Origin of the sequence: Streptomyces sp. NBC_00090, assembly GCF_045160815.1 — a bacterium.
GTDB lineage: Bacteria > Actinomycetota > Actinomycetes > Streptomycetales > Streptomycetaceae > Streptomyces.
In genome coordinates, this window is sequence record NZ_CP108224.1 from 2,621,861 (window position 1) to 2,647,312 (window position 25,452).

Sequence of the window (25,452 nt, forward strand, 5' to 3'; positions counted from 1 at the left end):
GGATCCGGCCGCTATGGGCGTTCGGTGGGCAATACGCGCTGTGACCGGTACAGTCCATCCTCATGACCGCGCGGCTTGCCGACATCGCAGCCCAGGCGGGGGTCAGTGAAGCCACAGTCAGCCGCGTGCTCAACGGCAAGCCCGGTGTGGCCACCGCCACCCGTGAATCCGTTCTTGCCGCACTCGACGTGCTCGGCTACGAGCGGCCCGTACGACTGCGGCAGCGCAGCGCCGGGCTCGTCGGTCTCATCACCCCCGAGCTGGACAACCCGATCTTCCCCGCGCTCGCGCAGGTCATCGGGCAGGCCCTGACCCGGCAGGGGTACACGCCGGTCCTCGCCACCCAGACCCCCGGCGGGTCCACCGAGGACGAGCTCACCGACATGCTGGTGGAGCGGGGGGTGGCCGGCATCATCTTCGTCTCCGGTCTGCACGCCGACACCACCGCCGACATGACGCGCTACGACCAGCTGCGCGGCAAGGGCGTCCCGTACGTCCTCCTCAACGGCTTCTCCCCCAAGGTCCAGGCGCCCTTCGTGTCGCCCGACGACCGGGCGGCGATGCGGCTCGCGGTGACGCACCTGGCCGCGCTCGGCCACACCCGGATCGGGCTCGCCGTCGGCCCCAAGCGCTTCGTCCCGGTGCTCCGCAAGATCGAGGGCTTCCAGAAGGGCATGGAGGAGCGCTTCGGCCTCGGCCCCGAGGAGTCCGAGGCGCTGATCCAGCACTCCCTCTACACCCTGGAGGGCGGCCAGGCGGCGGCCGGCGCGCTGATCTCCCGCGGCTGCACGGCGGTCGTGTGCGCGAGCGACATGATGGCGCTCGGCGCGATCAGGGCGGCCCGCCAGCAGGGGCTCGACGTGCCCCGGGACGTCTCCGTCGTCGGCTTCGACGACTCCCCGCTCATAGCCTTCACGGATCCGCCGCTGACCACGATCCGCCAGCCCGTGCAGGCGATGGGACAGGCCGCGGTCCGCGCGCTCCTCGAAGAGGTCGGGGGCACCCCGGCCCCGCACTCCGAGTTCGTCTTCATGCCTGAGCTGGTCGTTCGCGGTTCCACCGCGTCGGCCCCCTCCCCTTCCTGAGGGAGAGGCGTCCTTCTTGAGGGGGACCGGGTGCGCCGGGAACCCGACCGAGGGATGATCGGTCGGGGGGACGGGATCTGGCAAACTCTCTGCCTATGGGTGAAACGACCGTGAAGAGTTTGGACGACCGGACGACCCCGTCGTCACCCACCGTGGTCGACGGCAGGTTGGCACGCCTCCGTGCGCGCGCCCCGCGGCGCCCCACGATCTGGTTCGAGATCGTGCTGATCGCGGTGAGCTACTGGACGTACTCGCTCATCCGCAACGCGGTGCCGGAGCAGAAGGCCCAGGCCTTCAAGAACGCCGACTGGATCTGGGAGACCGAGCAGTCCCTCGGCCTCGCCTTCGAGCACGCCGTCAACCACGCCGTGAATTCGGTGACCTGGCTGATCGTCTCGATGAACTACTACTACGCCACGCTGCACTTCATCGTGACCATCGGTGTGCTCGTGTGGCTTTACCGCTGGCATCCGGGCCGTTACGGGGCGTTCCGTACCGTGCTGTTCTCCACCACCGGTGTGGCACTGGTCGGTTACTACCTGTACCCGCTCGCGCCGCCGCGGCTCATGACCAGCCAGAACTTCATCGACACGGTCCTCGTCCACGAGACCTGGGGCTCGATGGCCTCGGGCAACCTCAAGCACGTGTCGAACCAGTACGCGGCGATGCCGTCGATGCACATCGGCTGGTCGCTCTGGTGCGGCGTGACGATCTTCCTCCTGGCGAAGGCGCCCTGGGCGAAGATCCTGGGCCTGCTCTACCCGACGTTCACCCTCGTCGTGATCGTCGCGACCGCCAACCACTTCTGGCTGGACGCGGTCGGCGGCATGATCTGCCTGGCCTTCGGCTTCCTCGTCTCGTACTTCTGGTACGGCTCCCGGCCGCACCGGCTGCCGAAGCTGGTGGAACCCTCCGTGACCGTGGCCCGGGGCGGTCCGCGCCCGTCGAAGGACGCGGACCGGGAACCGGACGCGGAGCAGGAGCCGGACGCGGAGCGTCCTGTCGGCTCCCGCAGGTGACCCTGCCGGGCAGTTGGTGACCCTGCCGGTCACGCCTGTCGGTACGTGATCCGGCCGCCGGCGACGGTGAGCCGGATCGGGGCCTGCTCGACCTCGTCCGCCGGGGCCTCCACCGGGTCCACGGTGAAGGCCGTGAGGTCGGCCCGGTAGCCCGGGGCGATCCGGCCCGCGACCGCCTCCTCCCCCGCCGCGAGCGCCGCGTGCGTGGTCATCCCCTCCAGGGCCATCAGGCCGGTGAGCCCGTGCCGGGCCGAGGCCGCGCCGCGCGGGGCCCGCGCGGTGGCGAGGACCTGCCGGGCGTCGTGGTGGGCGATGGGCCAGTCCGAGCCGAGCGCGAGGTGCGCCCCGGCCTCCCGCAGGTCGCGGCAGCGCCAGGCCCGGGCCGCCCGCTCCTCGCCGAGCCGCTTGGACCACTCGTCGGTGTGGTCGGCGCGGGTGTACGCGGTGTGCGGCGGCTGCATGGAGGCGACGACACCGAGCGCGGCGAAGCGGCCGAGCTGGTCGTCGGGGACGGTCTCGATGTGCTCGATCCGGTGGCGGGGACCGCCCGTACCGAGGGCTTCCACGGTGTCCAGGACGTGCCGGACGGCGGCGTCGCCGATGGCGTGGGTGGCGGTGCCGACCCCGGCGCGGTGGAGGTGGCGTACGGCGGCGGAGTAGGCGGCCGGGTCGGGCCAGAAGGCGTCGGTGCCCTGGCCGTGGCAGTCGGCGTGCTCCAGCCAGGCGGTGCCGCCCTCGACGGTGCCGTCCATGAAGAACTTGACGCCGCCGATCGCCCACAGACGTCCGGCCCGCTCCTGGAGCCGGACGAACCCGTCCAGCTCCTCGTCGGTGGCGCCGGGCATGCACCAGGGGGCGAGGCGCAGACGCAGCGGCAGCTCGCCGTCCTCCTCCAGGGCCGTGAGCAGTGCGGGTACGTCGTGGCCGCCGAGGTCCATGACGTGGGCGCCGGTGAGACCGGTCGCGGCCATGGCGGTGAGCAGCTCCACGAGCCGGTCGCTGCGCTCGGCGAAGGGCTGGGCGGGCAGGAACGGGGTCAGCAGGTCCATGGCGGCGTGCTCGACCAGATGCCCGGTGGGGCGTCCGTCGGCGTCGCAGACGATCTCGGAGCGCTGGGTGAAGGCGCGGGGCCCGTCGATGGCGGCGGCCCTGAGGGCGGCCTCGCTGACCAGCGCGGAGTGTCCGTCGTACAGGCGCAGGTGGGCGGGGGCGCCGGCGAGGACGTCCTCGATCAGCTCGCGGTGGACGGGGCGGCCGCCGAAGACGTTGTGGTCGAGGCCGAAGCCGAGGATCCAGCCGTCGCGGCGCTCGGCGTTCCGGAGGGCGGCACGGAGCCCTTCGAGGTCGGTGACGCCTGACAGGTCGGTGCCGGTGAACATCTCGAGCCCCCACACGGGGTGGCTGTGGGCGTCGGTGAGGCCGGGGGTGAGGGTGGCGCCGGCCAGGTCGACGGTCTCGGTGCCGGTTCCGGCCCAGGCGCGGGCGTCGGTGTCGTCGCCGAGGGCGGTGATCACTCCGTCATGGACGGCGACGGCGGTGGCGCCGGTGAGCTCGGGGTCGCGGACGCGGGCGTTGACGAGGACGAGGTCGGGTGCGGACACGACGGTTCTGCTCCTTCGGTGGGCGGTTCGGCGGCGAAGCCGGCGTAGATGGAGACCGCCGGCGCAGATGGAAACCTAAAGGCTTTCGGTTTGCGCAATGTAGCCTCGCGTTCGACGATTCGGGAAGACCTGAACAGGGAGTGACGATTCATGGGCCGGCCTCGCAGACCCCTCCTCGACCGGGATCGCATCGCCACCACGGCGCTCGACATCGTCGACGAACAGGGCGAGTTCAGCGTCCCGCAGATCGCGAAGCGCCTCGGCGTGCAGACGGCCTCCGTCTACCACCACGTGGACGGCCGGGACGGGATCGTGGAACTCCTCCGCGAACGGGTGGCCGCCGGCATCGACGGCGACACCCTCGACGAGACGCCCTGGGACGCTGCCCTGACCGCCTGGGCCCGCTCCTACCGCTCCGCCTTCGCCGCCCACCCGCGCGCGATCCCGCTGCTCACCACCTCACCGGTCCGCGCGCCGAAGGTCCTGCTCCAGTACGAGAAGGCCGTCGGCCGGCTGCTCGACGCGGGCTTCGCCCTGCCGGACGTCATGCCCGTCATCATCGCCCTGGAGAACCTGGTCCTCGGCTCGGCGCTCGACCTGGCGGCCCCCGAGGCGATGTGGGAACTCGCCGACGAGACGGCCACCCCCCGACTCGCGCGCGCGCTCGGCGCGGTCCCCGAGGGCCGCGCGGACCAGGCCTTCGAGCTGGCGCTCACGGGGTACCTGGCGCACGTCCGGACACTGCTCGACGCCCCGTAGCCACCGCGCCCGACGCCCGTGGCCACCGCCACGGCGTGCGCGTGCCCGCACAGGTGGGCGGGCCTATCCTGAGGCTGTACGGCCTCGGGTCGGCCACCCTCGACTCCCTCCCCGGCGCGAGGAGACGAGTGCCCTCGAAGCGGACCGTTGTGTGCCGTGACCCCGCGGCAGGAGGCGCAGATGCGATTCCACCGGAGATGGGCCGCCGCCCTGGCCGCCGCGGCCGTGCTGTCGGTCGGCGCGTCCACCGCGACCGCCGCACCGGCCGTGCCGGGCCCGGGACTTCTCGTCGTGGAGTACGGGGACGCCGCGACCGCGCAGGACCTGACGGAGCAGCGCTTCCTCCAGCTGAACGAGGTCCTGGAGAGCTCCGCCGCCCACACGAACGCCCTGATCGGGCTGCCGCACGACGTGCCCCTGATCGCCCTGAGCTGCGGCGAGGCCAACGCCTTCTGGGATCCCGAGAGCCAGGGCATCGGCTTCTGCTACGAACTGGCCGCGTACTACCGGGGCGTCTTCGAGCAACTGAACACGGCCGGCACCGAGGCCCAGCAGGCGCGGGCCACCGAGGACGACCTCATCGGCATCTCCAACAGCGTGGTCTTCCACGAGCTCGGGCACGCCCTGATCGACCTCTACGACCTGCCGGCCACCGGCCGGGAGGAGGACGCGGCCGACCAGCTCGCCACCCTCATGCTCGCGGGCGACTCCCTGCACCAGGAGTACGCCGTGAGCGCCATCCGGGCTTGGGAGGCCCTCGCCATCGCCACGGAGCAGGGCGCCCTCGAGGACCAGCCCGCCGGCGAGCACTCGCTCAGCTCCCAGCGGTACTACAACGCCATCTGCTGGCTGTACGGTTCCGACCCGGGCGCGTACCAGGGCGTCGTACAGACCGAGACCAACCCTGACGGGCCGCTGCCCGCGGAGCGGGCCGCCCAGTGCCCCGAGGAGTACGAGAAGATCTCCAAGGCGTGGAACACCCTGCTCGCCCCCTATCTGAAGGGGTGACGGCCCCGGGACACCTGAAGGGGGGCCGCCCGGGACCGAGTCGGCGCATGGACCGAGTCGGCGCATGGGTCGGGCCGGCGCACGGGTCGGGCTACGCGCCGTAGAAGAGCTCCTCCACGACGGCCCTGGCCCGGCGGGTGATGCGGCGGTAGTCGTCGACCAGCTCCCCGACATGGCCGGGGCCGTACCCCAAGTACCGCCCGACCGCCGCGAGTTCGCGCGGATCCGAGGGGAAGGTGTCACCGGCGCGGCCGCGCACCAGCATCACCGCGTTGCGGACGCGGCTGGCGAGCACCCAGGCCTCGTCCAGGATCTGCGCCTCGTCCGTCGGGATCAGGTCCGCCGCGTGCGCGGCGGCGAGCGCCTCGCGGGTACGGGTCGTCCGCAGCCCCGGTTCCGCCCAGCCGTGCCGCATCTGGAGGAGCTGGACCGTCCACTCGACGTCGCTCAGGCCGCCGCGCCCCAGCTTGGCGTGGAGCGTCGGGTCGGCGCCGCGCGGCAGCCGTTCGGACTCCATCCGGGCCTTGAGGCGGCGGATCTCGCGGACCGCGTCCTCCCCCAGGCCCTCGGCGGGATAGCGCAGCGGGTCGACGAGTTCGATGAACCGTCCGGCCAACTCCAGGTCACCCGCCATGGGTTCGGCGCGCAGCAGGGCCTGGCTCTCCCAGACGAGCGACCAGCGGCGGTAGTAGGCCGCGTACGACTTCAGGGTGCGGACCAGGGGGCCGCTCTTGCCCTCCGGCCTGAGGTCCGCGTCGATCAGCAACGGCGGGTCGGCCGTGGGGAGTTGGAGGAGTCGTCGCATCTCGGCGACGACCTGGTTCGCGGCCCGCGCCGCCTCCTGCTCGTCGACGCCCTCGCACGGCTCGTGCACGAACAGCACGTCGGCGTCGGAGCCGTACCCCAGCTCGTGCCCGCCGAAGCGGCCCACGCCGATGACCGCGAACCGGGTGGGGAGCGTGTCGCCCCACCCGGCGCGCACGACGGCCCGCAGGGCGCCGGCGATCGTCGCCGCGTTGAGGTCGGTGACGGCCACCCCCACCCGGTCGACCAGCGCGCCCGGATCGGGCTCGCGGGGGTTGTCCTCGGTGCCGTACGAGCCGATGAGATCGGCCGCGGCGGTACGGAACAGCTCCCTGCGGCGCACCCCGCGGGCCGCCGCGACGGCCTGCTCGGCGTCGCCCGCGCGGCCCACCGCCGCCAGGACCTCCTGCTCCAGATGGTCCCGGCCGCGCGGCTTCAGCCCCTCCGGGTCGCCGAGGATCGCGACCGCCTCGGGGGCGCGCAGCAGCAGGTCGGGGGCGAGGCGCCCGGCGGAGAGGACCCGGGCGAGGTTCTCGGCGGCGGCGCCCTCGTCGCGGAGGAGGCGGAGGTACCAGGGGGTCTTGCCGAGCGCGTCCGAGACCTTGCGGAAGCCGAGGAGGCCGGCGTCCGGGTCGGCCGAGTCGGCGAACCAGCCGAGCAGCACCGGGAGCAGCGTCCGCTGGATCGCGGCCTTGCGGCTGACCCCGGAGGCGAGCGCCTCCAGGTGGCGCAGGGCGGCGGCCGGGTCCTGGTAGCCGAGGGCTTCGAGGCGCTGGCCGGCCGCCTTCGGGCTGAGCCGGATCTCGCCGGGCGCGAGCTGGGCGACCGCGTCGAGCAGCGGCCGGTAGAAGAGCTTCTCGTGCAGGCGGCGGACGACGGCCGCGTGCCGCTTCCACTCCTTGTTGAGCTCGGTGACCGGGTCGGTGCGCAGGCCGAGGGAGCGGCCGAGGCGGCGCAGGTCGGCCTCGTCCTCGGGGACGAGGTGGGTGCGGCGCAGCCGGTAGAGCTGGATGCGGTGCTCCATGGCCCGCAGGAAGCGGTACGCCTCGTCGAGCTGGGCCGCGTCCGCCCGGCCGACGTAACCGCCGGCGGCGAGCGCGGCGAGCGCGTCCAGGGTGGTGCCGCTGTGCAGCCCGGCGTCGCTGCGGCCGTGCACGAGCTGGAGGAGCTGTACGGCGAACTCGACGTCCCGCAGTCCGCCGGGGCCCAGCTTGAGCTCGCGCTCGACCTGGGCGACGGGGATGTTGTCGACGACCCGGCGGCGCATCTTCTGCACGTCGGGGACGAAGTTCTCGCGCTCGGCGGCCTGCCAGACGAGCGGGGAGACGGCGTCGATGTACTGGGCGCCGAGCTCCGGGTCGCCGGCCACCGCGCGCGCCTTCAGGAGCGCCTGGAACTCCCAGGTCTTCGCCCAGCGCTGGTAGTAGGCGAGGTGGGAGGAGAGGGTGCGGACGAGGGGCCCGTTGCGGCCCTCGGGGCGGAGGTTGGCGTCGACCGGCCAGATCGTGCCCTCGATGTTGGTCTCGGAGCAGATCCGCATGAGGTGCGAGGCGAGCCGGGTCGCCGCCTGGAGCGCCTTGCCTTCGTCGGCGCCTTCGACGGGCTCCCCGACGAAGATCACGTCCACGTCGGAGACGTAGTTGAGCTCGTGGCCGCCGCACTTGCCCATCGCGATCACGGAGAGCCGGCACTGGGCGGCGTCGGCGGGCTCGGCGGTACGGGCGATGGCGAGCGCGGCGCGCAGGGTCGCCGTCGCCAGGTCGGCGAGCTCGGCGGCCGTCTCGGCGACGTCGATGGTGCCGCACACGTCACGGGCCGCTATGGCGAGCAGGCAGCGGCGGTAGGCGACCCGCAGCGAGACGGCGTCGATGGCCTCGGCGAGCCCCTGCTCGAACTCGGCGACCCCTGGATGCAGGTCGGTCGCCTCGTAGGTGACGAGGGTCTCCCAGTCGCGGGGGTGGCGGGCCAGGTGGTCGGCGAGCGCCTCGGAGGCGCCGAGGACACCGAGGAGCCGGTCCCGGAAGGGCTTGGCGGAGAGCAGGGTGGTGGTGAGGGTCTGCCGCTCGGTCTCGGGCTGGGCCTCGACCAGGCGGACCAGGCCGCGGAGGGCGAGGTCCGGGTCGGCGGTGGCTCCGAGGGCGTCGAGGAGGACGGCGTCGCCGCGGAGGGCGGCGAGCTCGGGCACGTCGAGGAGGCCTTCGGCTCCCGAGGGGTCGGTGAACCCGTGCCGCAGCAGACGTGAGAACGTACTGCTCCTGCGTCCCGGCACCGTCATCCGACCGCTCCCTCCAAGCAGATCCCCCTGGGTACGGACCCGGGGAGATCGAGCCTATCCGGAGTGGGGCGCGGGGGCTTCCAGGCCTTCGGATCGCAGAGGATCACACGTGACGTCCCGCACATTGATCGCTTTTCGGGGTCGATGAACCGTATTTCTTGAAAGTCCGTCTTGCTCCGCGTGCGACCCGCACGCCCGTCCGTCCTGCCGCGAACCGCCCCGTCCTCCTGTGAAAGCGCACCTCCACCGATGCCCGTCCGACGCCTCCGCCGCCCCTCCCTCCCCTCCCGCCGCAGGGTCGTCTCGACGGCGGTGACGGCCGTCCTGGTGGGCGGCACCTTCGCCGGGCTGCTCTCGGTGACGACGGCGCCGAAGGCTCCTTCGAAGACCGCGTCGAAGAGCACTTCCAAGACCGCCTCGAACGCGAAGGGGACGGAGACGGCGGGGGCGGGCGCGACGGAGGCCGGGGTCCCGGCCGCCGCCCCCCGCAAGGCGTCCGTGGTGCAGATCGTGGCGCACCCCGACGACGACCTGTACTTCATGAACCCGGACGTCTCCCAGTCCCTCCGCTCCGGCGCTCCCCTGGCCTCCGTCTACCTCACCTCCGGTGAGTCGGACGGCGTCAACGCGCGCCCGCGCGACGCCGCCGGCGCCGAGCCCGACAAGGCGGGGTACGCCGAGGCCCGGCAGAACGGCATCCGTGCCGCGTACGCCGAGATGGTCACCGGCAGCCGGACCAGCCCCTGGGACCGGGTCGCGATACCCACGGCCGGCGGCGCGTACGCCGAGATGGACACCCTGCGCGCGAAACCGCAGGTCAAGCTGGTGTGGCTACAGCTGCGCGAGGCCGGCTCGATCAGCGGCGACCGCCCCGAGAGCCTCAACGGACTGTGGCACGGCCGAATATCCGCGCTCGCCTCCCAGCGGGCCTCCGGCACCCCGGTCACGGCGGACTTCACCTACACCGCGGATCAGGTCGTCGCGACGATGGCCGGGCTCCTGGAGCGGTTCCGGCCGACCTTCGTGCGGATGCAGGACCCGACCCCCGGCACGTACCCGGAGACGGGTCACCTCCGGGACCATCAGGACCACCTGTACGGGGCGCGGTTCGCCCAGGCGGCGATCGCCCGGTACACGGACGTCCCCGGGCACCCGCACGTCGGTGTGCAGAACTACCTCGGCTACCCGACCAGCGTCCTGCCGCACACCCTCGACCCCGAGACGGCGGGCGCGAAGCTGAAGACCCTCAAGACGTACGCGTGGCTGGACGGGGTCAACGACTGCGGCACCACCGCGGGCTGCGGCGACCTGAAGGTGGCCGCGCGGCCCGCCGGGCGGGGCTGGGCCCAGACCGTCCGGTACGCCCGGTCCACCTCCACCTCCTGGGTGCAGCGCGACCGGGACGGCGGGCTGCACGCCTTCTCCGTGCTGGACGGGCGCCTGGCGACCTGGCGGAAGGCGGCGGATGCGGCGTCGTGGCGGGGGCCCGTGCTGCTGCCCGGCGACGGCCTGGACAGCGGGGTCACCTCGGTCCTCCTGCCGGACGGCCGCATCGCGGTCTTCGGCACCCGGACGACGTTCGGCGGCGGCCCCTCGGCCTACCAGCGCGAGGTGGTGACCGCCGAGCAGCCGGTGGCGGGCGGCGCCTTCGGCCCGTGGCGTTCGCTCGGCACGCCCGAACCGGACGACGCCCGGGGCACCTCCGACATCAGCGCGCCCGCCGTGACCGTGGGCCCCGACGGGCGGGCGACCCTGGTCCTGCGGGACAGCGGGCACCGGCTGACGGCGCGCGAGCAGCGCGCGGACGGCGGCTGGGGGCCGTGGCGGACGCTCGGCGGCGCGGACGTGTACGGCGACCCGGTGGCGGCGACGGACGGGGCGGGCCGCGGGTACGTCTTCGCGAGCACCCCGAGGACCGTCCTGGCCTGGGCGGCGCAGCGCCCCGGCGGACCGCTCACGGGTCCGGTGCGGACGGGTCTGCCGGCGACGACGCTGGCGCTGAGCGCGAGCGCGGAGCCGGGCGTCGACGGCGTACGGCTCTGGTTCCGCAAGCCGGCCTCCGGCGACCTGCGGAGCGCCGACTTCTCGGGCTCCGGCCTGGTCTCCCCGGTGCGGGAGCTGGCGGGCGGCGTCGCGGGCTTTGGCCCGGTGAGCGGGGCGCAGGGCGGCGCGGGCATGCTCGCGGTCCGCTCCCGCACCGGCTTCCTGGCGACGGCCCCGCTGGGGCGGGGCGGGACGCGCCCGGCGTGGACGCTGGAGGGCTTCCTCTTCTCCGGGGCGCCGGACGCGGGCCGGGAGGGCGTCGCGGCGATCGGCCTGGACGGCCGCCTGCACTGGACGCCGGCGACGCCCGCGGGCCGCTGACCGGTGCTGGCCGGGCACGGCCTGGCCGCTGACCGGTCCGGGCCTGGCCTGGCTTGGCCGCTGACCGGTCCGGGCCTGGCCTGGCGGGCCTGGACGGGCGCCGACCGATGAGTTCCGGCGTACCGGACGGTCTCCCCTTCATGGCCCCTCCCCCGGGAGCCACGACGAAAGGACGGCCGGCCATGGATCCGCGCACTTCCCTCGATCCCCGCTACAGCGATCCGAAGGCCGCCCCGCTGTCCTGGTCCGACGCGGCGGCCCGGCTCGCGGCGGCCGAGGTCTACTGGCTGACGACCGTACGTCCCGACGGCCGCCCGCATGTCACCCCGCTCATCGCGGTCTGGTCGGAGGACGCCCTGCACTTCTGCACCGGGCCCGACGAACGCAAGGCCCGCAACCTCGCCGAGAACACCTCGGTGGTCCTCACCACCGGCTCCGCCACCCTCGGCGAGGGCCTCGACCTGGTGGTCGAGGGCGAGGCGGCCCGGGTGACGGACGAGCACGTGCTGCGGGGCCTCGCCGAGGCGTATGTGGAGAAGTACGGCCCGGAATGGCGATTCGAGGTGCGGGACGGGGCGTTCGTGGGCGACGGTGGTACGGCCCTGGTGTTCGCGGTCGCGCCTCGCACGGCCTTCGGCTTCGCCAAGGGCGAGCCGTTCGGCCAGACCCGCTGGCGTTTCCGAGGAGCAGAGGAGCAGGCGTGAACTGGACCCTGGAGGTCGTCCCGGTCCCCGTCACCGACATGGACCGGGCCAAGGCGTTCTACGGCGAGAAGGTCGGCTTCGCGATCGACCTGGACGACGAGGTGGCGCCGGGCATGCGGATCATCCAGGCGACCCCGCCGGGCTCGCGCTGCTCGATCGCGCTGCTGAGCGGCATGCCGACGATGCCCGGCACGAAGGAGATGGCGCCCGGCACCCTGCACGGCCTCCAGCTCTGCGTCACGGACATCGAGGCGGCGCGGGCGGAGCTGGTCGGCCGGGGCGTGGACGTCTCCCCGGTGATGCACGTCGGCGAGAAGGGCTGGGAGGACGGGAAGGGCGGCACCTGGAACTCGTTCATGACCTTCGAGGATCCGGACGGCAACGGCTGGGTGGTCCAGGAAGCCCCGTCGGAGCTGGCGGAACGCTGAGGGCGGCCACGTCCTCCGGCGTCCAGTGCCCGGCCGCTCCCGGGCAGTCGGCGAGGTAGGCGGCGGTGTCGGCGGGCCGCCAGGTCCCGGCCAGGTTCAGCCCGGCCGCCAGCTGCCGCAGGTACGCGGCGGAGGGCTTCCGCAGCTCGCCGGAGTCCTCCTCCGGCATCGGCCAGGGCGCGGTGAAGGTGAGGACGGGCAGGCCGTCGAGGAGACCGGGGCAGACGAGGGTCTCGTACCGCCCCGGTCCGAGCGAGCAGCGCCCGGCGGCGAGCACCTCGGAAAGGTCCAGGTCCTGGCCGGGCTCGCGGTACATCTCCTGCGCGGCGATGTCGGAGAACTGTCCGACGGTGAGCAGGTGGGCGACGCCCCGGGCGGTGCCGTCCGCCGCCGGGTCGTAGAAGGCCCGGCCGCCGCGCCACACGGGCGAGTCGGTCGCGAAGTACACGCGCCCGGGCAGCAGCAGGGCCACGGAACGCTCCGGCGGGCGCGGGTCCCGGCACCCGGGAAACGCCCACGCGGCGCCGGGCGGGCAGCCGCCGGCGAGGTAGTAATCGAGGCGCTCGGCATGCGTGTTGGAGCCGTAGGCGGCGTACCAGACGCGGGAACGGGTTTCCGACATGCCCCCAGAGGCTAACGGCTAGAACCCCAGGTAGTAGTGGACGAGCTTCTCGTCCTCCGCGACGCGTCGCATCCCGGCCGCCTCCATCACCCGGTGGGAGGCCGGGTTGCCGAGGTCGGCGTCCCCCTTCATCCCTTCGGCACCGGCCTGCCGGGCGATCTCGACGAGCGCCCGCAGGGCCTCGGTGGCGTATCCCCTGCCGCGCGCCCCGGGCGTGAGCCCGTACCCGATGGTGGCGACCCCCAGCTCGTCCGGCGGCCCGTGGAACCCGATCCCGCCGATGGAGACCCCGGTCTCACGGAGCCGTATCTCATAGAGCCGGAACGCCCCGGGATCCCCCCGCTCGGCAACGCCCCGCAGAAACCCGGTGCCCGCGCGGACGTCCCCGTCCCCGGGGTACCCCTCGCCCCACAGGTCGCCGTCCGCGGGCTCCCGGGCGACGACACGCTCGGCCTCACTCACGCTCAACGGATGCAACAGAAGCCGCTCGGTGGCGACGGATTGGATCTTCACCGGGGCAGTCTGAACCGCCCCCGCCTCCCGGGCAACGCCTTTAAATCCGGCCCCACGCCCCCGGTCCGACTCCTCGCCCCCGGCCCACGGACGGCCCGGGGGCGTGGAGGACGGCCGAGGGCCGGCGGCTGACCGCCGCCGGCCCTCGACTCGGCCCGAACTCGGCCGTGAACTGCCTTACAGCACAGGGAGGTTCTTGCGGAGTTCGAAGGCCGTGACCTCGCTCCGGTACTCCTCCCACTCCTGCTTCTTGTTGCGGAGGAAGAAGTCGAAGACGTGCTCGCCGAGCGTCTCCGCGACCAGTTCGCTCTTCTCCATCAGGGCGATCGCCTCGCCGAGGTTCTGCGGGAGCGGCTCGATGCCCATCGCGCGGCGTTCCGAGTCGGAGAGGGCCCAGACGTCGTCGTCGGCGCCGGCCGGGAGTTCGTAGCCCTCTTCGATGCCCTTGAGGCCGGCCGCGAGGAGGACCGCGTACGTCAGGTAGGGGTTGGCGCCCGAGTCGATGGAGCGGACCTCGACGCGGGACGAGCCCGTCTTGCCCGGCTTGTACATGGGGACCCGGATGAGGGCCGAGCGGTTGTTGTGGCCCCAGCAGATGTACGAGGGGGCCTCGCCGCCCGAGCCGGCCGTGCGGGAGGAGCCGCCCCAGATGCGCTTGTAGGAGTTCACCCACTGGTTGGTGACGGCCGAGATCTCGCCCGCGTGCTTCAGGAGGCCCGCGATGAAGGAGCGGCCCACCTTGGAGAGCTGGTACTCGGCGCCCGACTCGTAGAAGGCGTTCCGGTCGCCCTCGAAGAGGGACAGGTGGGTGTGCATGCCCGAGCCGGGGTAGTCCGAGAACGGCTTCGGCATGAAGGTGGCCTGGACGCCCTGTTCGAGGGCGACCTGCTTCATGACGAGGCGGAAGGTCATGATGTTGTCGGCCGTGGAGAGCGCGTCCGCGTAGCGGAGGTCGATCTCCTGCTGGCCCGGCGCGCCCTCGTGGTGGGAGAACTCCACCGAGATGCCCATCGATTCGAGCATGGTGATCGCCTGGCGGCGGAAGTCCATGCCGACGTTCTGCGGGGTGTGGTCGAAGTAGCCCGAGTTGTCGGCCGGGGTGGGCCGGGTGCCGTCGAGCGGCTTGTCCTTCAGGAGGAAGAACTCGATCTCGGGGTGGGTGTAGAAGGTGAAGCCCAGGTCGGACGTCTTGGCGAGCGCCCGCTTGAGGACGTACCGCGGGTCCGCGAAGGACGGCGAGCCGTCCGGCATCAGGATGTCGCAGAACATCCGGGCCGTGCCCGGGGCCTCGGCGCGCCACGGCAGGATCTGGAAGGTTCCCGGGTCCGGCTTGGCGATCATGTCCGATTCGTATACGCGGGCGAATCCCTCGATCGCCGAGCCGTCGAAGCCGATGCCCTCGTCGAAGGCCTGCTCAAGCTCGGCGGGCGCCACGGCCACCGACTTGAGGAAGCCCAGTACATCGGTGAACCACAGGCGCACGAAGCGGATGTCGCGCTCCTCGAGCGTACGGAGCACAAATTCCTGCTGCTTGTCCATTTCCACACCCATCCTCGCTGGTCAGGCCGCCTGCTCCCACCGCCTCCGGTGCATCGGGGGGCACCTGAGCATCCCACCACATGGTTTCGCGCACGTTGCACACCCATAGTGCCTGCTCGGATGTGACTCAGGTAACGGGGGAGCGGCCGGTGGGTGTGCGTTCGGCCGCGCGGAGCCCGTTCGTCGGTACCGAGTGGTACCCCGTTCGGCCCACAAAGGGCCCGCGCACACTACGATCTGCGCCCATGGGGGCCCCGCGGCTCGTACGCCTGTTCCGACATGCGCGTCCCATGGCACTGGTGAGTGCCGTGGCGACGCTCCTCGCCGCGCTCTTCGTCTGTCTGGGGGCCGCTCCCGGGCCCGACGCCCATCACGAGGACGCCCCGAAGAAGCACGGGGTGCGGGCGACGGCCGTCGTCGGCGAGTACGTCTGCCCGTACGACCGCGGCGGCTGCTCCCTCGTCCCCTCGCTCTCCCCGGCGGTGCTCAGCGCGCCCCCGCTCGACCCCCCGCTCCACGCGGCGGGCGGGCTGCGGCGCCTCGACCCGCCCTCCGACGACGGCCCGGCGCGCCGCTCTGGCGTCCGGCCGCGCGCGCCGGACCTGCACGTCCTTCAAGTTCTCCGGACGTAGCGGAGAGCGGCGGCGGATCGTCTCGCCGCCGCCCCGCCCTCCGCTTGTCCAGCTCCGAACTCCACCCCCACCCCTGAAGAAGGACGACACCACCATGGCCGCCAACCGCTCCGCCACCGCCGACCGCCGCGCCCGAATAGAGGAGATGCGCCGTGCCGAGCAGGCCCGTGAGCGCCGCAACCGTCTGATCACGATCGGCATCTCCGGAGTCGTCGTCCTGGGGCTCGTCGGTTTCGGCACCTTCGTGCTGATGAAGAAGTCCGACGAGCAGGACGCCAAGGACGCCGCCGCGAAGGCCCCCATCACGGCCGAGAAGTCCTGGGACGCGAAGAAGCTCGGCCGCAACCACGTCGAGACGGCCGTGAAGTACGAGATGAAGCCGCCGGTCGGCGGTGACCACCACCCGGTCTGGATGAACTGCGACGGCGTCGTCTACGACAAGGCGATCAACGAGGTGAACGCCGTGCACTCGCTCGAGCACGGCGCCGTCTGGGTGACGTACAACAAGAAGGCCGCCGGCGCCGACGTGAAGAAGCTGGCCGAGAAGGTCGGCAAGACCAAGTACACGCTGATGAGCCCCGTGGAGGACCAGACCGGGGCGATCATGCTCTCCGCCTGGGGCAAGCAGGTGACCGTGGACAACGCCGCCGACCCGCGGATCGACGCCTTCTTCACGAAGTACGTGCAGGGCCCGCAGACCCCCGAGCCGGGCGCCGCCTGCACCGGCGGGATCGACCAGTGAGCGGGAGCGGGGAAGCTCCGCCGAGCGGGGAGAGCGAGGTGGTGGAGGAGTTCGCGCCGGCCGTCCGGCGCGGGCCCAACCGGACGCAGTGGGCGGCGGTCACCGCCGTCGCGCTCGCCCTGCTCTTCGCCGGGGGCGCCGTCACGGTCGCCTCCGCCGAGCGCGACGAGGCACCGCGTACCCCCGCCACCGACTCCGCGGACGCCGGCTTCGCCCGGGACATGTCCGTCCACCACCAGCAGGCCGTGGAGATGTCGTTCATCGTCCGGGACCGCACCCGGGACGAGTCGGTCCGCCGCCTCGCGTACGACATCGCCAACACCCAGGCGAACCAGCGGGGCATGATGCTCGGCTGGCTCGACATGTGGGGGCTGCCCAAGCTCCGGTCCGGCGTGGAGCCGATGACCTGGATGGGCATGGGCTCCACCGGTGACAGCGGGCCGTCGGACGGCGCGCTGATGCCGGGCATGGCGACCAACGCGCAGATGGACGCCCTGCGCGAGGCCGACGGCCGGGAGGCCGAGGTCCTGTACCTGAAGCTCATGACCGAGCACCACAAGGGCGGGGTCCACATGGCCCAGGGGTGCGTGCAGAAGTGCGCACCGGGCGTCGAGCGCGACCTCGCGCAGGGCATGGTCGACGCGCAGCAGTCCGAGATCCTGCTGATGGCGGACATGCTGAAGCAGCGCGGGGCCTGATCCCGCGGGCGCGCGGGGCCTGATCCCGCGGGCGATACGGCCCCCGTGACCGCTGCGGTCGCGGGGGCCGTGCCATGAGCCGACAATGAATGGGCTCGGGGACGTTCGTACGACGACGTCGACGAAAGGTACGCAGCTCATGACCACGGCGAAGGACATCATGCACCCCGGGGCCCAGTGGATCCCGGCACACGAGACGCTCGACCGCGCCGCACAGATGATGCGCAACCTCAACGTGGGCGCGCTGCCCATCGCCGACGAGAACGAACGGCTCTGCGGCATCATCACGGACCGCGACATCGTCATCGGCTGTGTGGCCATGGGCCACGATCCGGCGAAGATCACCTGTGGCGAGATGGCGAAGGGCACGCCCCGCTGGGTCGAGGCGGGCGCCGACGTGGGCGCGGTCCTGGAGGAGATGCAGAGCCACCAGATCCGTCGTCTCCCCGTCATCGAGGGCAAGCGGCTGGTCGGGATGATCAGCGAGGCCGACCTGGCCCAGCATCTGTCGGACGAGCAGATGCAGGCGTTCTGCGCGAGCGTCTACGCCTCCAGCTGACGGTCCCCGCCGCCACGCGGTCGGCTACCCCGCCGATCGGCCGGAGCGGAGCACCGCATCGGCCACCGCGTCCGGGCGGTCCAGCATGACCAGATGGCCCGACGGCACGGCCGCCTCGTAGCGGGCGCCGAGCCGTCGGGCCAGCGTGCGTTGGCGCCGTTCCCAGCGGGCGGAGCCGTCGGGGGCGGCGAGGACGGTGACGGGCAGGCCGGGCCGGAGGGGATACCGGTCCCTGAGGTCGAGGAGTTCGGCGGCGACGGCGCCGTAGTGGGCGTTCTCCAGGAGGGTGCCGCGCAGGACGCGTGAGGTGCGGTAGACGCGGCGGACGAGCTCTGCGGGCGCCGGGTCCCGCCGTACGGCCGCCCGGTCGCTGCGTACGGCCGCCCGTGCCCGAAGGTTCCCTGTGTGTTCGTTCCCGGGGGAGTCCCCCGGACCCCCTGGTCCGGGGGAGTCCCCCGGACCTCCTACCTCTTGGTGCCGTCGCCCTGGGGCGCCGTCGGGTCGGTGACGGCGGGCCATGCCGACTCCGCAGGGTCGTCAGTGGTCGTCATGGGCCCATGATCAACGGGGTGGGGTCCGCCCGCATGTCGGGCGCGGAGGGTCCCGGGGCCCTTCCGGAGATCGTTTGCGGCCCGTCCGGGGCCGGCCCGGAGACCGTCCGGGGGGCGCCCTGGGGCCGCCCTGGGGCCGTCCTGGGGCGTTTTCCGGGACATCGCGTCGGTGTGACGATTACACTGGCCGGGTGCCTCAACTACGCCTCGCCCTGAATCAGATCGACTCGACCGTCGGAGACATCGCCGGGAACACCGAGGCGATCGTCCACTGGACCCGGCACGCCGCCGGACAGGGCGCGCATCTCGTCGCGTTCCCCGAGATGGCGCTGACCGGCTACCCCGTCGAGGACCTCGCGCTGCGGCCCTCCTTCGTCGAGGCCTCCCGGGAGGCCCTGCGCGGCCTCGCCCGGCGCCTCGCGGACGAGGGCTTCGGCGAGCTGCCGGTCGTCGTCGGCTACCTCGACCGTTCCGAGCGGGCCGAGCCTAGGCTCGGACGGCCCGCCGGGTCGCCGGAGAACGCCGCCGCCGTGCTGCACCGGGGCGAGGTGGTGCTCCGCTTCGCCAAGCACCACCTCCCCAACTACGGGGTCTTCGACGAGTACCGCTACTTCGTGCAGGGCGACACGATGCCGGTCGTCCGCGTCCACGGCGTCGACGTGGCCCTGGCGATCTGCGAGGACCTCTGGCAGGAGGGCGGGCGGGTCCCGGCGGCGCGCAGCGCGCGGGCCGGTCTGCTGCTGTCGGTCAACGCCTCGCCGTACGAGCGGAACAAGGACGACTCGCGGCTCGAACTGGTCCGCAGGCGGGCCCGGGAGGCCGGCTGCGTCACCGCGTACCTGGCGTCGACGGGCGGTCAGGACGAGCTGGTCTTCGACGGCGACTCGATCGTCGTGGACGCGGCCGGGGAGGTGATCGCGCGCGCTCCGCAGTTCGTCGAGGGCAGTGTGATCCTCGACCTGGAGCTTCCGGCCGCCGACCCCGGGGCCCCGGACGAGGGCGTGGACGTGGGTGTGGTGGACGGGTTGCGGATCGACCGGGTGGTGCTCTCCGAGAAGCCGCTGCCCGCGTACGAGCCGGAGCTCGCGGGCGGGTACGCGCACCGGCTCGACGACGACGAGGAGGTCTACTCGGCCCTGGTCGTGGGGCTGCGCGCGTACGTCGCGAAGAACGGTTTCCGCTCGGTCCTGATCGGCCTGTCCGGCGGCATCGACTCGGCGCTCGTCGCGGCGATCGCCTGCGACGCGGTCGGCGCGGGGAACGTGTACGGGGTGTCGATGCCCTCCAAGTACTCCTCCGACCACTCGCGCGGCGACGCGGCCGAACTGGCCCGCCGCACCGGCCTCCGCTACCGCACCGTGTCGATCGAGCCGATGTTCGACGCGTACATGGCCTCGCTCGGTCTCACCGGCCTCGCCGAGGAGAACCTGCAGTCCCGGCTGCGCGGCACGACGCTGATGGCGATCTCCAACCAGGAGGGGCACATCGTCCTCGCGCCTGGCAACAAGTCCGAGCTGGCGGTGGGTTACTCGACGCTCTACGGCGACTCCGTCGGCGCGTTCGGCCCCATCAAGGACGTCTACAAGTCGGATGTCTTCCGGCTCGCGCGCTGGCGGAACCGGGCGGCCGAGGAGCGCGGGATGACCCCGCCGATCCCGGAGAGCTCGATCGGCAAGCCGCCCAGCGCCGAGCTGCGCCCCGGCCAGGTGGACACGGACTCGCTGCCGGACTACGAGGTCCTGGACGGGATCCTCGCCCTGTACGTGGACGGGGACCGGGGCAGGGACGAGATCGTGGCGGCCGGCTTCGACGAGGAGGTCGTCACGCGGACGCTGCGGATGGTGGACGCGGCGGAGTACAAGCGGCGCCAGTACCCGCCGGGCACCAAGATCTCGGCGAAGGGCTTCGGCAAGGACCGGCGGCTGCCGATCACGAACCGCTGGCGGGAGACGACGACGGCCTCCTGACCGGCCGGCCGGCCGTGATGAGGGCTCATCGGGGCGGGCTCGTCCGGGAGGGCCTATCGGGGGAGGGCTTGTCGGGGAGGGCTCATCGGGCAGGCGACACGCAGAACTCGTTGCCGTCGGGATCGAGCATCGCCACCCGGCCCGCCTCGTCCCGGCCGGTGCCGTCCCGGCCTGTGTCGTCCCGGGTCGCCCCGAGGGCGACGAGACGGTCGACCTCCGCCTCCTGATCGCCGTGGGCGGGCGGAGCGAGGTCGAAGCTCAGCCGGTTCCTCCCCGTCTTCGGCATCAGCGGCGGACCGCCCCAGGTGAACTTCGGACCGCCGCGCGGCGAGCGGATCGCGGTCTCCTCGTTCTGGTCCCAGACCAGCGGCCAGCCCAGCGCCCGGCTCCAGAAATAGCCGACCTCCTGCGAACCGTCGCACGCGAGCGCGCCGACGAACCCGCAGCCGGCGAGGAAGGCGTTGCCCGGCTCGATGACGCAGAACTCGTTGCCCTCGGGGTCGGCGAGCACCACGTGCCCCTCCTCGGGGCGCTGACCGACGTCGATGTGCCGGCCGCCGAGTGCGAGCGCCCTCGCCACGACCTCCCGCTGGTCGTCGAGGGAGGTGCTCGTCAGATCGAAGTGCATCCGGTTCCGGCCCGCCCTCCGCTCCCGGGTCGCGGGGAACCGGAGCCGGAAGCCGCTGTCGTCGCCCGGCAGGACCACGACGCCGTCGTGGGGGTCGTCGGCCGTCTCCCGGCCCAGGAGGCCGGCCCAGAAGGCGACGAGACGGGGTGGGTCGTTCGCGTCGAGACAGAGCGCGTGGAACTGAGAGGTCATGCTGTGTTCTCCGATCTGCCGGCTGTCGCCACCGGTCACTACGGCCCCCGTCGCCCTCGTCGTCACCCCCGTCACAGGGTCGCGAGGAGGTCGTCCAGGGGTGCGAGCGTCTGTTCGGGTTCGAGGGCCTCGACGAGGAGGGTGCCGTAGCGGATCTTGCGCCCCTTCTTCGTGCCGAGGAAGCGCCGCAGCTGCTGCTGCCGGGGGCGACCGTGCTGTGCGGGCTGGTGCAGGAAGGTCTGCCAGGGCCGGAGGTCGCCCTCGGTCCGGACGACCTCCTCGACCCGCTCCGTGCCCAGCACCCGGATGAGCTCGTCCTCCAGGTCCGCCGCGCACACGAAGACGTCCTCGTGCGGCGCTCCCGCCCGCCGCAGCCCCCGGTCGAAGTAGGGCTGCTCGCGCACGTCGCAGAGTCCCACCAGACGCAGGCCGAGGCCGGTCGGTCCGAGGAGGCCGGCGTAGCGGCCGACGTTCATCGCCCCGCCCATCGGCACCACGCACACGCCTTCGGCGGCCAGGTCCCGGCCGCGCCGTGCGGCCAGCGCGTCGACGGCCGCGAGGTCGCTCAGCCCTTCCAGCAGCACCGCCGTCCGCACCCCCAGCCGCGCGGCCAGCTCACTCGCCGACTCCCCGGGGCCACCGTCCGCCCAGCTCGTGACCGCTTCCCGGAACGCACGCATCTCCACCATGGCGCGAGTCTGCACCGCCGCCGACGGCACGGCACGGGATTTTCCACGGCGCCCGGGTCAGGACCTCACAGCTTCAGGCCTTCAGGTCCTCAGGTCCTCAGGTCCTCAGAGCTTCACGCGGGCGGCGATCGGAAGGTGGTCGCTCATCGTCTCGGGCAGCGCCCAGGACGACATCGGTTCCACGCCCTTCACCATGATCTGGTCGATCCGGGCCATCGGGAACGAGGCCGGCCAGCTGAAGCCGAAGCCGTCGCCGGCCGCGCCCTGGGTGGAGCGCAGCTGCGAGGTGACGGCGTTGAGCGAGCGGTCGTTCATGGTGCCGTTGAGGTCGCCGAGGAGGACGATCCGCTCGTGCGGGTCGTGGGAGATGGCCTCGCCGAGCGCGTTGGCGCTGTTGTCGCGCTGGTTGGCGGTGAAGCCCGCGTTCAGCTTGACCCGCACGGACGGCAGGTGGGCCACGTACACGGCGACCTCGCCCTTCGGGGCCACGACGGTGGCGCGCATGGCGCGGGTCCAGCCCATCCGGATGTCGACGGGCTGCGCGGCGCGCAGGGGCAGCTTGCTCCAGAGGCCGACCGTGCCCTGGACCGAGTGGTACGGGTAGGCCTCCTCGAGGCCCCGCTCGTACGTCGGGACCATGTCGCCCTTGAGTTCCTCCAGGGCCAGCACGTCGGCGCCGGAAGCGGCGAGCCGGCGGGCCGTGCCCTCGGGGTCCGGGTTGTCGGCGTTCACGTTGTGGGTGGCGACCGTCAGATCGCCGCCGGCGGAGGACTTGTCGGCGACGAGACCGCCGAAGACGTTGAGCCAGACCACGGCGGGCAGCAGCAGGGCGATCAGGGCGGTGGCGGAGCGCCGTACCAGGGCGAGGACCAGCAGGACGGGGACGAAGAGGCCCAGCCAGGGCAGGAAGGTCTCGGTGAGGCTGCCGAGGTTGCCGATCCGGTTGGGGATGTCGGCGTGGAACACCATCAGGAGGGTCAGCGCCACCGCCGCGGCGGCGACCAGGACGCCCCGGCGCCAGATGCCGCGGTCGCGGCGCAGACCGTCGAGGGCGGCCCGGAAGCGGGATCCGGAAGCGGGCCGTTCGTCGCCCGCGCCGCCGTGGTCGGTCTCCGTCATGTCCACCCGCGCCATCGCACTGTCCTCACTGCTGCCTTGCCGTCTTGCGTGACCCGATGTCGACACTAGGCGATCCCGGGTCCGTCGTACTCCCCCAGGGACGACACAGCAGCGTGGCGGGTTCCTGCAGGTGGCGCGGTCGGTACCCCTGTGACAGAACGCGCACATTCGTGCGGGTCGGATCGGGTTCGCAGCGGATCAGGTACGCGGGCGGAGGCCGTCCAGGACGGCGTCGACGACCCGCTCGGCGAGGCCGGGCTCCAGGGTGGCGCCGGGGCGGATGACGGTGCGCAGGAGCAGGGGGCCCGTGAACAGGTCGTTCACGAACTCGACGTCGAGGTCGTCGCGGATCTCCCCCCGGTCCATCCCGCGCCGTACCGCGTCGAGGCCGAGACGGCGGCGCGGTTCGATGACGGTGAGCTGGTAGGCGTGCCACAGCTTGGGATAGAGCTGCATCTGCGAGAACACGTTGTGGAGCAGGGCGGAGCTCCGCTTGGCGAGTCCGCGCTGTCGCAGCGACTCCAGGAGCGTGACGAGGTCGTCCCGGAGCGAGGTGCCGGGCAGCACCGGGTCCGGGGGTTCCACGGAGCGGAGCAGCTCCACGAAGAGCTCCTCCTTGCCCGGCCAGCGTCGGTAGATCGTGGCCTTGCCGACGCCGGCGGTGCGGGCGAGCTTCTCGATGGACAGCTCGGCGAGCGGGGTACCGCTCTCCAGGAGCCCGATGGCCGCGTCGAAGATCGCCTGCTCGACCGCCTCGCTCCGGGGCCGCCCGCGCCGCGCGGCGGTGGGGGCGGGGGCGGTCCCGCCGGGGACGTCCCCGCCGGGTACGACCCCGCCGGAGACGTCCCCGCCGGGTACGGCTCCGGCGGGGGCCGCCCCCGGCTCGGTCTCCGGGCCCTGGCCTCCGCGGTCCACGGGCCCCGGCCCGTCGTCGTGGGGTTCCGGGGTCCCGCCGTCCTGCAGCGACACGCGTGCTCCGCCTCTCCTCCGGTGACTGGCTATCGACGGGCTGATTCTCCCGCCTCGGCGCCGGGTGCGGGCACCGAGGCCCGCCGGTCGCCGCCGTCCGGAACAGCGCCGGGAGCCGTACCGGCGCCGTCGGCCGTCGCAGCGCCGGGAGCCGTACCGGCGCCGTCGGCCGGCACGGGACCGGAAGCCGTACCGGCGCCGTCCGTCGTCGCGGGGCCGGAGACCGGCTCCGTGCCGTCCGCCGCCGCGGGGTCCCGCGGCGTGCGGCCCGGGAGGAAGGCGGCCACCACGGCCGCGCCGACCAGGGCGATCACCGCCGAGGCGATCGCCGTGACGTGCATGGCGTCGAGGAAGGCCTCGTAGGCGGGGGCCACGAGGTTCCGGCCGGCCGGGCCGAGCTTCTCCGCGACCGCGAGCGTCGCCTCGATGGACTCGCCGGCCGTGTCGCGCAGGGCCGCCGGCACTCCGCCGAGGTGCTGCTCGATCTCGCCGCGGTACGTGGAGGAGAGCACCGAGCCGAGTACCGCCACGCCCATGGCGCCGCCGACCTGCCGGAAGGTGTTGTTCACGGCCGATCCCGAGCCCGCCTTCTCCCGCGGCAGGGCCTGCATCACGGCGACCGTCACCGGCGGCATGATGTGCGCCATGCCGGCGCCCTGGAGGAAGAAGACGACCTCCAGCGCCCACACCGGCGTCGAGGCGTCGAAGAGGGCGAAGGCCGCCAGGCCCGCGGCGACGAGCAGCATGCCGGCGGTGCACACCGCCTTCGCGCCGAAGCGGTCGACGACCAGCCGCGCCCTGGGCGCGAACACCATCTGCGCGACGGCGAGCGGCAGGATGAGCAGCCCGGACTCCAGCGCGCTGTAGCCGCGCACGCTCTGCAGGTAGAAGGCGGAGAAGAAGGTCACGCCCATGAGCGCGAAGAAGACCAGCGCGATCGCGGCGACGGCCGCGGCGAAGGCGGGCTTCCTGAAGTACGCCATGTCGATGGCCGGGTGGTCGCTGCGCCGCTCGTGGAGGACGAAGAGGACGAGGACCGCGAGGCCGCCGATGACCGGGGCGAGGACGGTGACGTCGGTGAAGCTCGCCAGCTCGCCGCCTCGGATGATCCCGTACACGAGGAGGACGAGTCCGAGGACGGAGAGCAGCACGCCGGGGATGTCGATCCGGCCCGGCTTCGGGTCCCGGGAGTCGGGAACCAGCCAGATCATCAGGGCGAGGGCGAGGAGCACGACGGGCACGTTGACGAGGAAGATCGATCCCCACCAGAAGTGTTCGAGCAGGATGCCGCCGGTGATCGGCCCGATCGCGATGGCGAGGCCGACGCTGCCGGCCCAGATGCCGATGGCCTTGGGCTGCTCGTCGCGCTCGAAGACGTTCATGAGGACGGCGAGGGTCGCGGGCATGACGAAGGCGGCGCCGAGGCCCATGACGGCCCGGTAGGCGACGAGCTCGCCCGGGGAGCCGGAGAAGGCGGCGAGGGCGGAGCCGATGCCGAAGACGGTGATGCCGAAGAGCAGCACCCTCTTGCGGCCGAGGCGGTCGCCGAGCAGGCCGGAGGTGAAGAGGAGTCCGGCGAAGACGAGCGTGTAGGAGTTGATGGACCACTCCAGCTCGCTCTGGGTGGCGCCGATGCCGGTGGGCGCGGGGGCGGCGATCGTCTTGACGGCCACGTTCAGGATCGAGTTGTCGAGGACGACGATCAGCAGGCTGAGCATCAGGACGCCGAGGACGGCCCAGCGGCGGCGGTGGACGGCTTCGGGGACCCGGGGCGGCGCGGAGACGGGAGACGGCTGCGACATGGTCCTCACCCTAGCCTCATTTCGATACGAGACCGTCTCGTATCGAAAAACCTTGCGGAGGTTTTACGGTGCGCCGGCGCGGCCGGACCGGCGCGAACAGGCCGATGCGGCGGCCGGTGTGAACAGCGCCACTCCGGCCCACTTCCCCGCCCGCACGGCGAAGTGCCACCATGGATGTGGTCC

The 25,452-nt window shown here is 72.7% G+C and carries 22 protein-coding genes and 1 pseudogene; 12 read left to right on the top strand and 11 right to left on the bottom strand.

The annotated features are described in order from the left end of the window. The first annotated feature begins 62 nt into the window (after positions 1–62). Together OG361_RS11565 and OG361_RS11570 are read left to right on the top strand one after the other, a co-directional pair. Positions 63–1,085 (top strand): LacI family DNA-binding transcriptional regulator, encoded by a 1,023-nt coding sequence (locus OG361_RS11565; protein ID WP_405853237.1) that lies wholly within the window; start codon positions 63–65, stop codon positions 1,083–1,085. 95 nt (positions 1,086–1,180) lie between these two features. Then, positions 1,181–2,104, top strand: coding sequence for a phosphatase PAP2 family protein (locus tag OG361_RS11570; protein ID WP_405853238.1), 924 nt, complete (start codon positions 1,181–1,183; stop codon positions 2,102–2,104). 29 nt (positions 2,105–2,133) lie between these two features. Here the strand turns inward: OG361_RS11570 and OG361_RS11575 are convergent, their stop codons facing one another. Continuing rightward, positions 2,134–3,705: an amidohydrolase gene (locus tag OG361_RS11575; RefSeq protein WP_405853239.1), complete on the bottom strand. Its 1,572-nt coding sequence runs from the start codon at positions 3,703–3,705 to the stop codon at positions 2,134–2,136. Positions 3,706–3,855: 150 nt separating this feature from the next. Here OG361_RS11575 and OG361_RS11580 point away from each other — a divergent pair, with 150 nt between their 5' ends. Continuing rightward, the gene (locus tag OG361_RS11580; protein ID WP_405853240.1) at positions 3,856–4,464 is read left to right on the top strand and encodes a TetR/AcrR family transcriptional regulator; all 609 of its coding nucleotides are present in this window, start codon (positions 3,856–3,858) and stop codon (positions 4,462–4,464) included. Positions 4,465–4,644: 180 nt separating this feature from the next. Next, complete coding sequence (locus OG361_RS11585; RefSeq protein ID WP_405853241.1) at positions 4,645–5,472, top strand: DUF4344 domain-containing metallopeptidase; 828 nt, start codon at positions 4,645–4,647, stop codon at positions 5,470–5,472. 91 nt (positions 5,473–5,563) lie between these two features. Here OG361_RS11585 and OG361_RS11590 read toward each other — a convergent pair whose 3' ends face one another. Further along, positions 5,564–8,551, bottom strand: a complete 2,988-nt coding sequence (locus tag OG361_RS11590) for a bifunctional [glutamine synthetase] adenylyltransferase/[glutamine synthetase]-adenylyl-L-tyrosine phosphorylase (protein WP_405853242.1) — start codon at positions 8,549–8,551, stop codon at positions 5,564–5,566. A gap of 249 nt (positions 8,552–8,800) precedes the next feature. On the opposite strand from OG361_RS11590, the gene OG361_RS11595 reads away from it, so the two are divergent. The 3 genes from OG361_RS11595 to OG361_RS11605 all read left to right on the top strand — a co-directional run bounded on the left by OG361_RS11595 (position 8,801) and on the right by OG361_RS11605 (position 12,047). Continuing rightward, positions 8,801–10,915, top strand: coding sequence for a PIG-L family deacetylase (locus OG361_RS11595; RefSeq protein WP_405853243.1), 2,115 nt, complete (start codon positions 8,801–8,803; stop codon positions 10,913–10,915). 182 nt (positions 10,916–11,097) lie between these two features. Then, the gene (locus tag OG361_RS11600) at positions 11,098–11,619 is read left to right on the top strand and encodes a pyridoxamine 5'-phosphate oxidase family protein (protein ID WP_405853244.1); all 522 of its coding nucleotides are present in this window, start codon (positions 11,098–11,100) and stop codon (positions 11,617–11,619) included. After that, the gene (locus tag OG361_RS11605; RefSeq protein WP_405853245.1) at positions 11,616–12,047 is read left to right on the top strand and encodes a VOC family protein; all 432 of its coding nucleotides are present in this window, start codon (positions 11,616–11,618) and stop codon (positions 12,045–12,047) included. The genes OG361_RS11600 and OG361_RS11605 overlap by 4 nt, the downstream gene beginning before the upstream one ends. Here OG361_RS11605 and OG361_RS11610 read toward each other — a convergent pair. The 3 genes from OG361_RS11610 to OG361_RS11620 all read right to left on the bottom strand — a co-directional run bounded on the left by OG361_RS11610 (position 11,974) and on the right by OG361_RS11620 (position 14,721). Beyond that, positions 11,974–12,669 carry a histone deacetylase gene (locus OG361_RS11610; RefSeq protein WP_405853246.1) on the bottom strand — a complete coding sequence of 232 codons (696 nt, stop codon included), beginning with the start codon at positions 12,667–12,669 and terminating at the stop codon, positions 11,974–11,976. The two genes, OG361_RS11605 and OG361_RS11610, sit on opposite strands and share 74 nt — an antisense overlap. 18 nt (positions 12,670–12,687) lie before the next feature. After that, positions 12,688–13,182 carry a GNAT family N-acetyltransferase gene (locus OG361_RS11615; RefSeq protein WP_405853247.1) on the bottom strand — a complete coding sequence of 165 codons (495 nt, stop codon included), beginning with the start codon at positions 13,180–13,182 and terminating at the stop codon, positions 12,688–12,690. Positions 13,183–13,359: 177 nt separating this feature from the next. Next, a complete protein-coding gene (locus tag OG361_RS11620; RefSeq protein WP_093876415.1) occupies positions 13,360–14,721 on the bottom strand; it encodes a glutamine synthetase family protein in 1,362 nt (453 codons plus the stop codon). Positions 14,722–15,011: 290 nt separating this feature from the next. On the opposite strand from OG361_RS11620, the gene OG361_RS11625 reads away from it, so the two are divergent. The 4 genes from OG361_RS11625 to OG361_RS11640 all read left to right on the top strand — a co-directional run bounded on the left by OG361_RS11625 (position 15,012) and on the right by OG361_RS11640 (position 17,352). Continuing rightward, positions 15,012–15,353 carry a hypothetical protein gene (locus tag OG361_RS11625; protein ID WP_405853248.1) on the top strand — a complete coding sequence of 114 codons (342 nt, stop codon included), beginning with the start codon at positions 15,012–15,014 and terminating at the stop codon, positions 15,351–15,353. Positions 15,354–15,447: 94 nt separating this feature from the next. Beyond that, positions 15,448–16,095 carry a DUF3105 domain-containing protein gene (locus OG361_RS11630; RefSeq protein WP_405853249.1) on the top strand — a complete coding sequence of 216 codons (648 nt, stop codon included), beginning with the start codon at positions 15,448–15,450 and terminating at the stop codon, positions 16,093–16,095. Between the two features lie 38 nt (positions 16,096–16,133). Next, the gene (locus OG361_RS11635) at positions 16,134–16,793 is read left to right on the top strand and encodes a DUF305 domain-containing protein (protein WP_405853250.1); all 660 of its coding nucleotides are present in this window, start codon (positions 16,134–16,136) and stop codon (positions 16,791–16,793) included. 139 nt (positions 16,794–16,932) lie between these two features. Next, positions 16,933–17,352 carry a CBS domain-containing protein gene (locus tag OG361_RS11640; RefSeq protein WP_405853251.1) on the top strand — a complete coding sequence of 140 codons (420 nt, stop codon included), beginning with the start codon at positions 16,933–16,935 and terminating at the stop codon, positions 17,350–17,352. Between the two features lie 24 nt (positions 17,353–17,376). Here OG361_RS11640 and OG361_RS11645 read toward each other — a convergent pair whose 3' ends face one another. Then, a complete protein-coding gene (locus OG361_RS11645) occupies positions 17,377–17,871 on the bottom strand; it encodes a hypothetical protein (protein WP_405853252.1) in 495 nt (164 codons plus the stop codon). A gap of 223 nt (positions 17,872–18,094) precedes the next feature. Here OG361_RS11645 and OG361_RS11650 point away from each other — a divergent pair, with 223 nt between their 5' ends. After that, on the top strand, positions 18,095–19,870 hold the full coding sequence (locus OG361_RS11650; protein ID WP_405853253.1) for an NAD+ synthase: 1,776 nt from the start codon (positions 18,095–18,097) through the stop codon (positions 19,868–19,870). Positions 19,871–19,952: 82 nt separating this feature from the next. Here OG361_RS11650 and OG361_RS11655 read toward each other — a convergent pair whose 3' ends face one another. The 5 genes and pseudogenes from OG361_RS11655 to OG361_RS11675 form a co-directional block, all read right to left on the bottom strand. Then, the gene (locus OG361_RS11655; RefSeq protein WP_405853254.1) at positions 19,953–20,690 is read right to left on the bottom strand and encodes a VOC family protein; all 738 of its coding nucleotides are present in this window, start codon (positions 20,688–20,690) and stop codon (positions 19,953–19,955) included. Positions 20,691–20,761: 71 nt separating this feature from the next. Continuing rightward, positions 20,762–21,379 carry a TOPRIM nucleotidyl transferase/hydrolase domain-containing protein gene (locus OG361_RS11660; protein WP_405853255.1) on the bottom strand — a complete coding sequence of 206 codons (618 nt, stop codon included), beginning with the start codon at positions 21,377–21,379 and terminating at the stop codon, positions 20,762–20,764. A 105-nt stretch (positions 21,380–21,484) separates the two neighbouring features. Beyond that, positions 21,485–22,448 (bottom strand): annotated as a pseudogene (locus OG361_RS11665) (endonuclease/exonuclease/phosphatase family protein). A 248-nt stretch (positions 22,449–22,696) separates the two neighbouring features. After that, entirely contained in the window at positions 22,697–23,467 is a 771-nt protein-coding gene (locus OG361_RS11670) for a TetR/AcrR family transcriptional regulator C-terminal ligand-binding domain-containing protein (protein WP_405853256.1), read from the bottom strand. 29 nt (positions 23,468–23,496) lie between these two features. Further along, the gene (locus OG361_RS11675) at positions 23,497–25,269 is read right to left on the bottom strand and encodes an MFS transporter (protein WP_405853257.1); all 1,773 of its coding nucleotides are present in this window, start codon (positions 25,267–25,269) and stop codon (positions 23,497–23,499) included. Positions 25,270–25,452 lie beyond the last annotated feature (183 nt).

What these genes read in the sequence shown, in the direction of transcription:
- OG361_RS11565 (WP_405853237.1), top strand. Translation starts at nt 63, where the DNA reads ATGACCGCGCGGCTTGCCGACATCGCAGCCCAGGCGGGGGTCAGTGAA.
- OG361_RS11570 (WP_405853238.1), top strand. Translation starts at nt 1,181, where the DNA reads ATGGGTGAAACGACCGTGAAGAGTTTGGACGACCGGACGACCCCGTCG.
- OG361_RS11580 (WP_405853240.1), top strand. Translation starts at nt 3,856, where the DNA reads ATGGGCCGGCCTCGCAGACCCCTCCTCGACCGGGATCGCATCGCCACC.
- OG361_RS11585 (WP_405853241.1), top strand. Translation starts at nt 4,645, where the DNA reads ATGCGATTCCACCGGAGATGGGCCGCCGCCCTGGCCGCCGCGGCCGTG.
- OG361_RS11590 (WP_405853242.1), bottom strand. Translation starts at nt 8,551, where the DNA reads ATGACGGTGCCGGGACGCAGGAGCAGTACGTTCTCACGTCTGCTGCGG.
- OG361_RS11595 (WP_405853243.1), top strand. Translation starts at nt 8,801, where the DNA reads ATGCCCGTCCGACGCCTCCGCCGCCCCTCCCTCCCCTCCCGCCGCAGG.
- OG361_RS11600 (WP_405853244.1), top strand. Translation starts at nt 11,098, where the DNA reads ATGGATCCGCGCACTTCCCTCGATCCCCGCTACAGCGATCCGAAGGCC.
- OG361_RS11610 (WP_405853246.1), bottom strand. Translation starts at nt 12,669, where the DNA reads ATGTCGGAAACCCGTTCCCGCGTCTGGTACGCCGCCTACGGCTCCAAC.
- OG361_RS11620 (WP_093876415.1), bottom strand. Translation starts at nt 14,721, where the DNA reads ATGGACAAGCAGCAGGAATTTGTGCTCCGTACGCTCGAGGAGCGCGAC.
- OG361_RS11625 (WP_405853248.1), top strand. Translation starts at nt 15,012, where the DNA reads ATGGCACTGGTGAGTGCCGTGGCGACGCTCCTCGCCGCGCTCTTCGTC.
- OG361_RS11630 (WP_405853249.1), top strand. Translation starts at nt 15,448, where the DNA reads ATGGCCGCCAACCGCTCCGCCACCGCCGACCGCCGCGCCCGAATAGAG.
- OG361_RS11640 (WP_405853251.1), top strand. Translation starts at nt 16,933, where the DNA reads ATGACCACGGCGAAGGACATCATGCACCCCGGGGCCCAGTGGATCCCG.
- OG361_RS11645 (WP_405853252.1), bottom strand. Translation starts at nt 17,871, where the DNA reads ATGGCCCGCCGTCACCGACCCGACGGCGCCCCAGGGCGACGGCACCAA.
- OG361_RS11655 (WP_405853254.1), bottom strand. Translation starts at nt 20,690, where the DNA reads ATGACCTCTCAGTTCCACGCGCTCTGTCTCGACGCGAACGACCCACCC.
- OG361_RS11660 (WP_405853255.1), bottom strand. Translation starts at nt 21,379, where the DNA reads ATGGTGGAGATGCGTGCGTTCCGGGAAGCGGTCACGAGCTGGGCGGAC.
- OG361_RS11675 (WP_405853257.1), bottom strand. Translation starts at nt 25,269, where the DNA reads ATGTCGCAGCCGTCTCCCGTCTCCGCGCCGCCCCGGGTCCCCGAAGCC.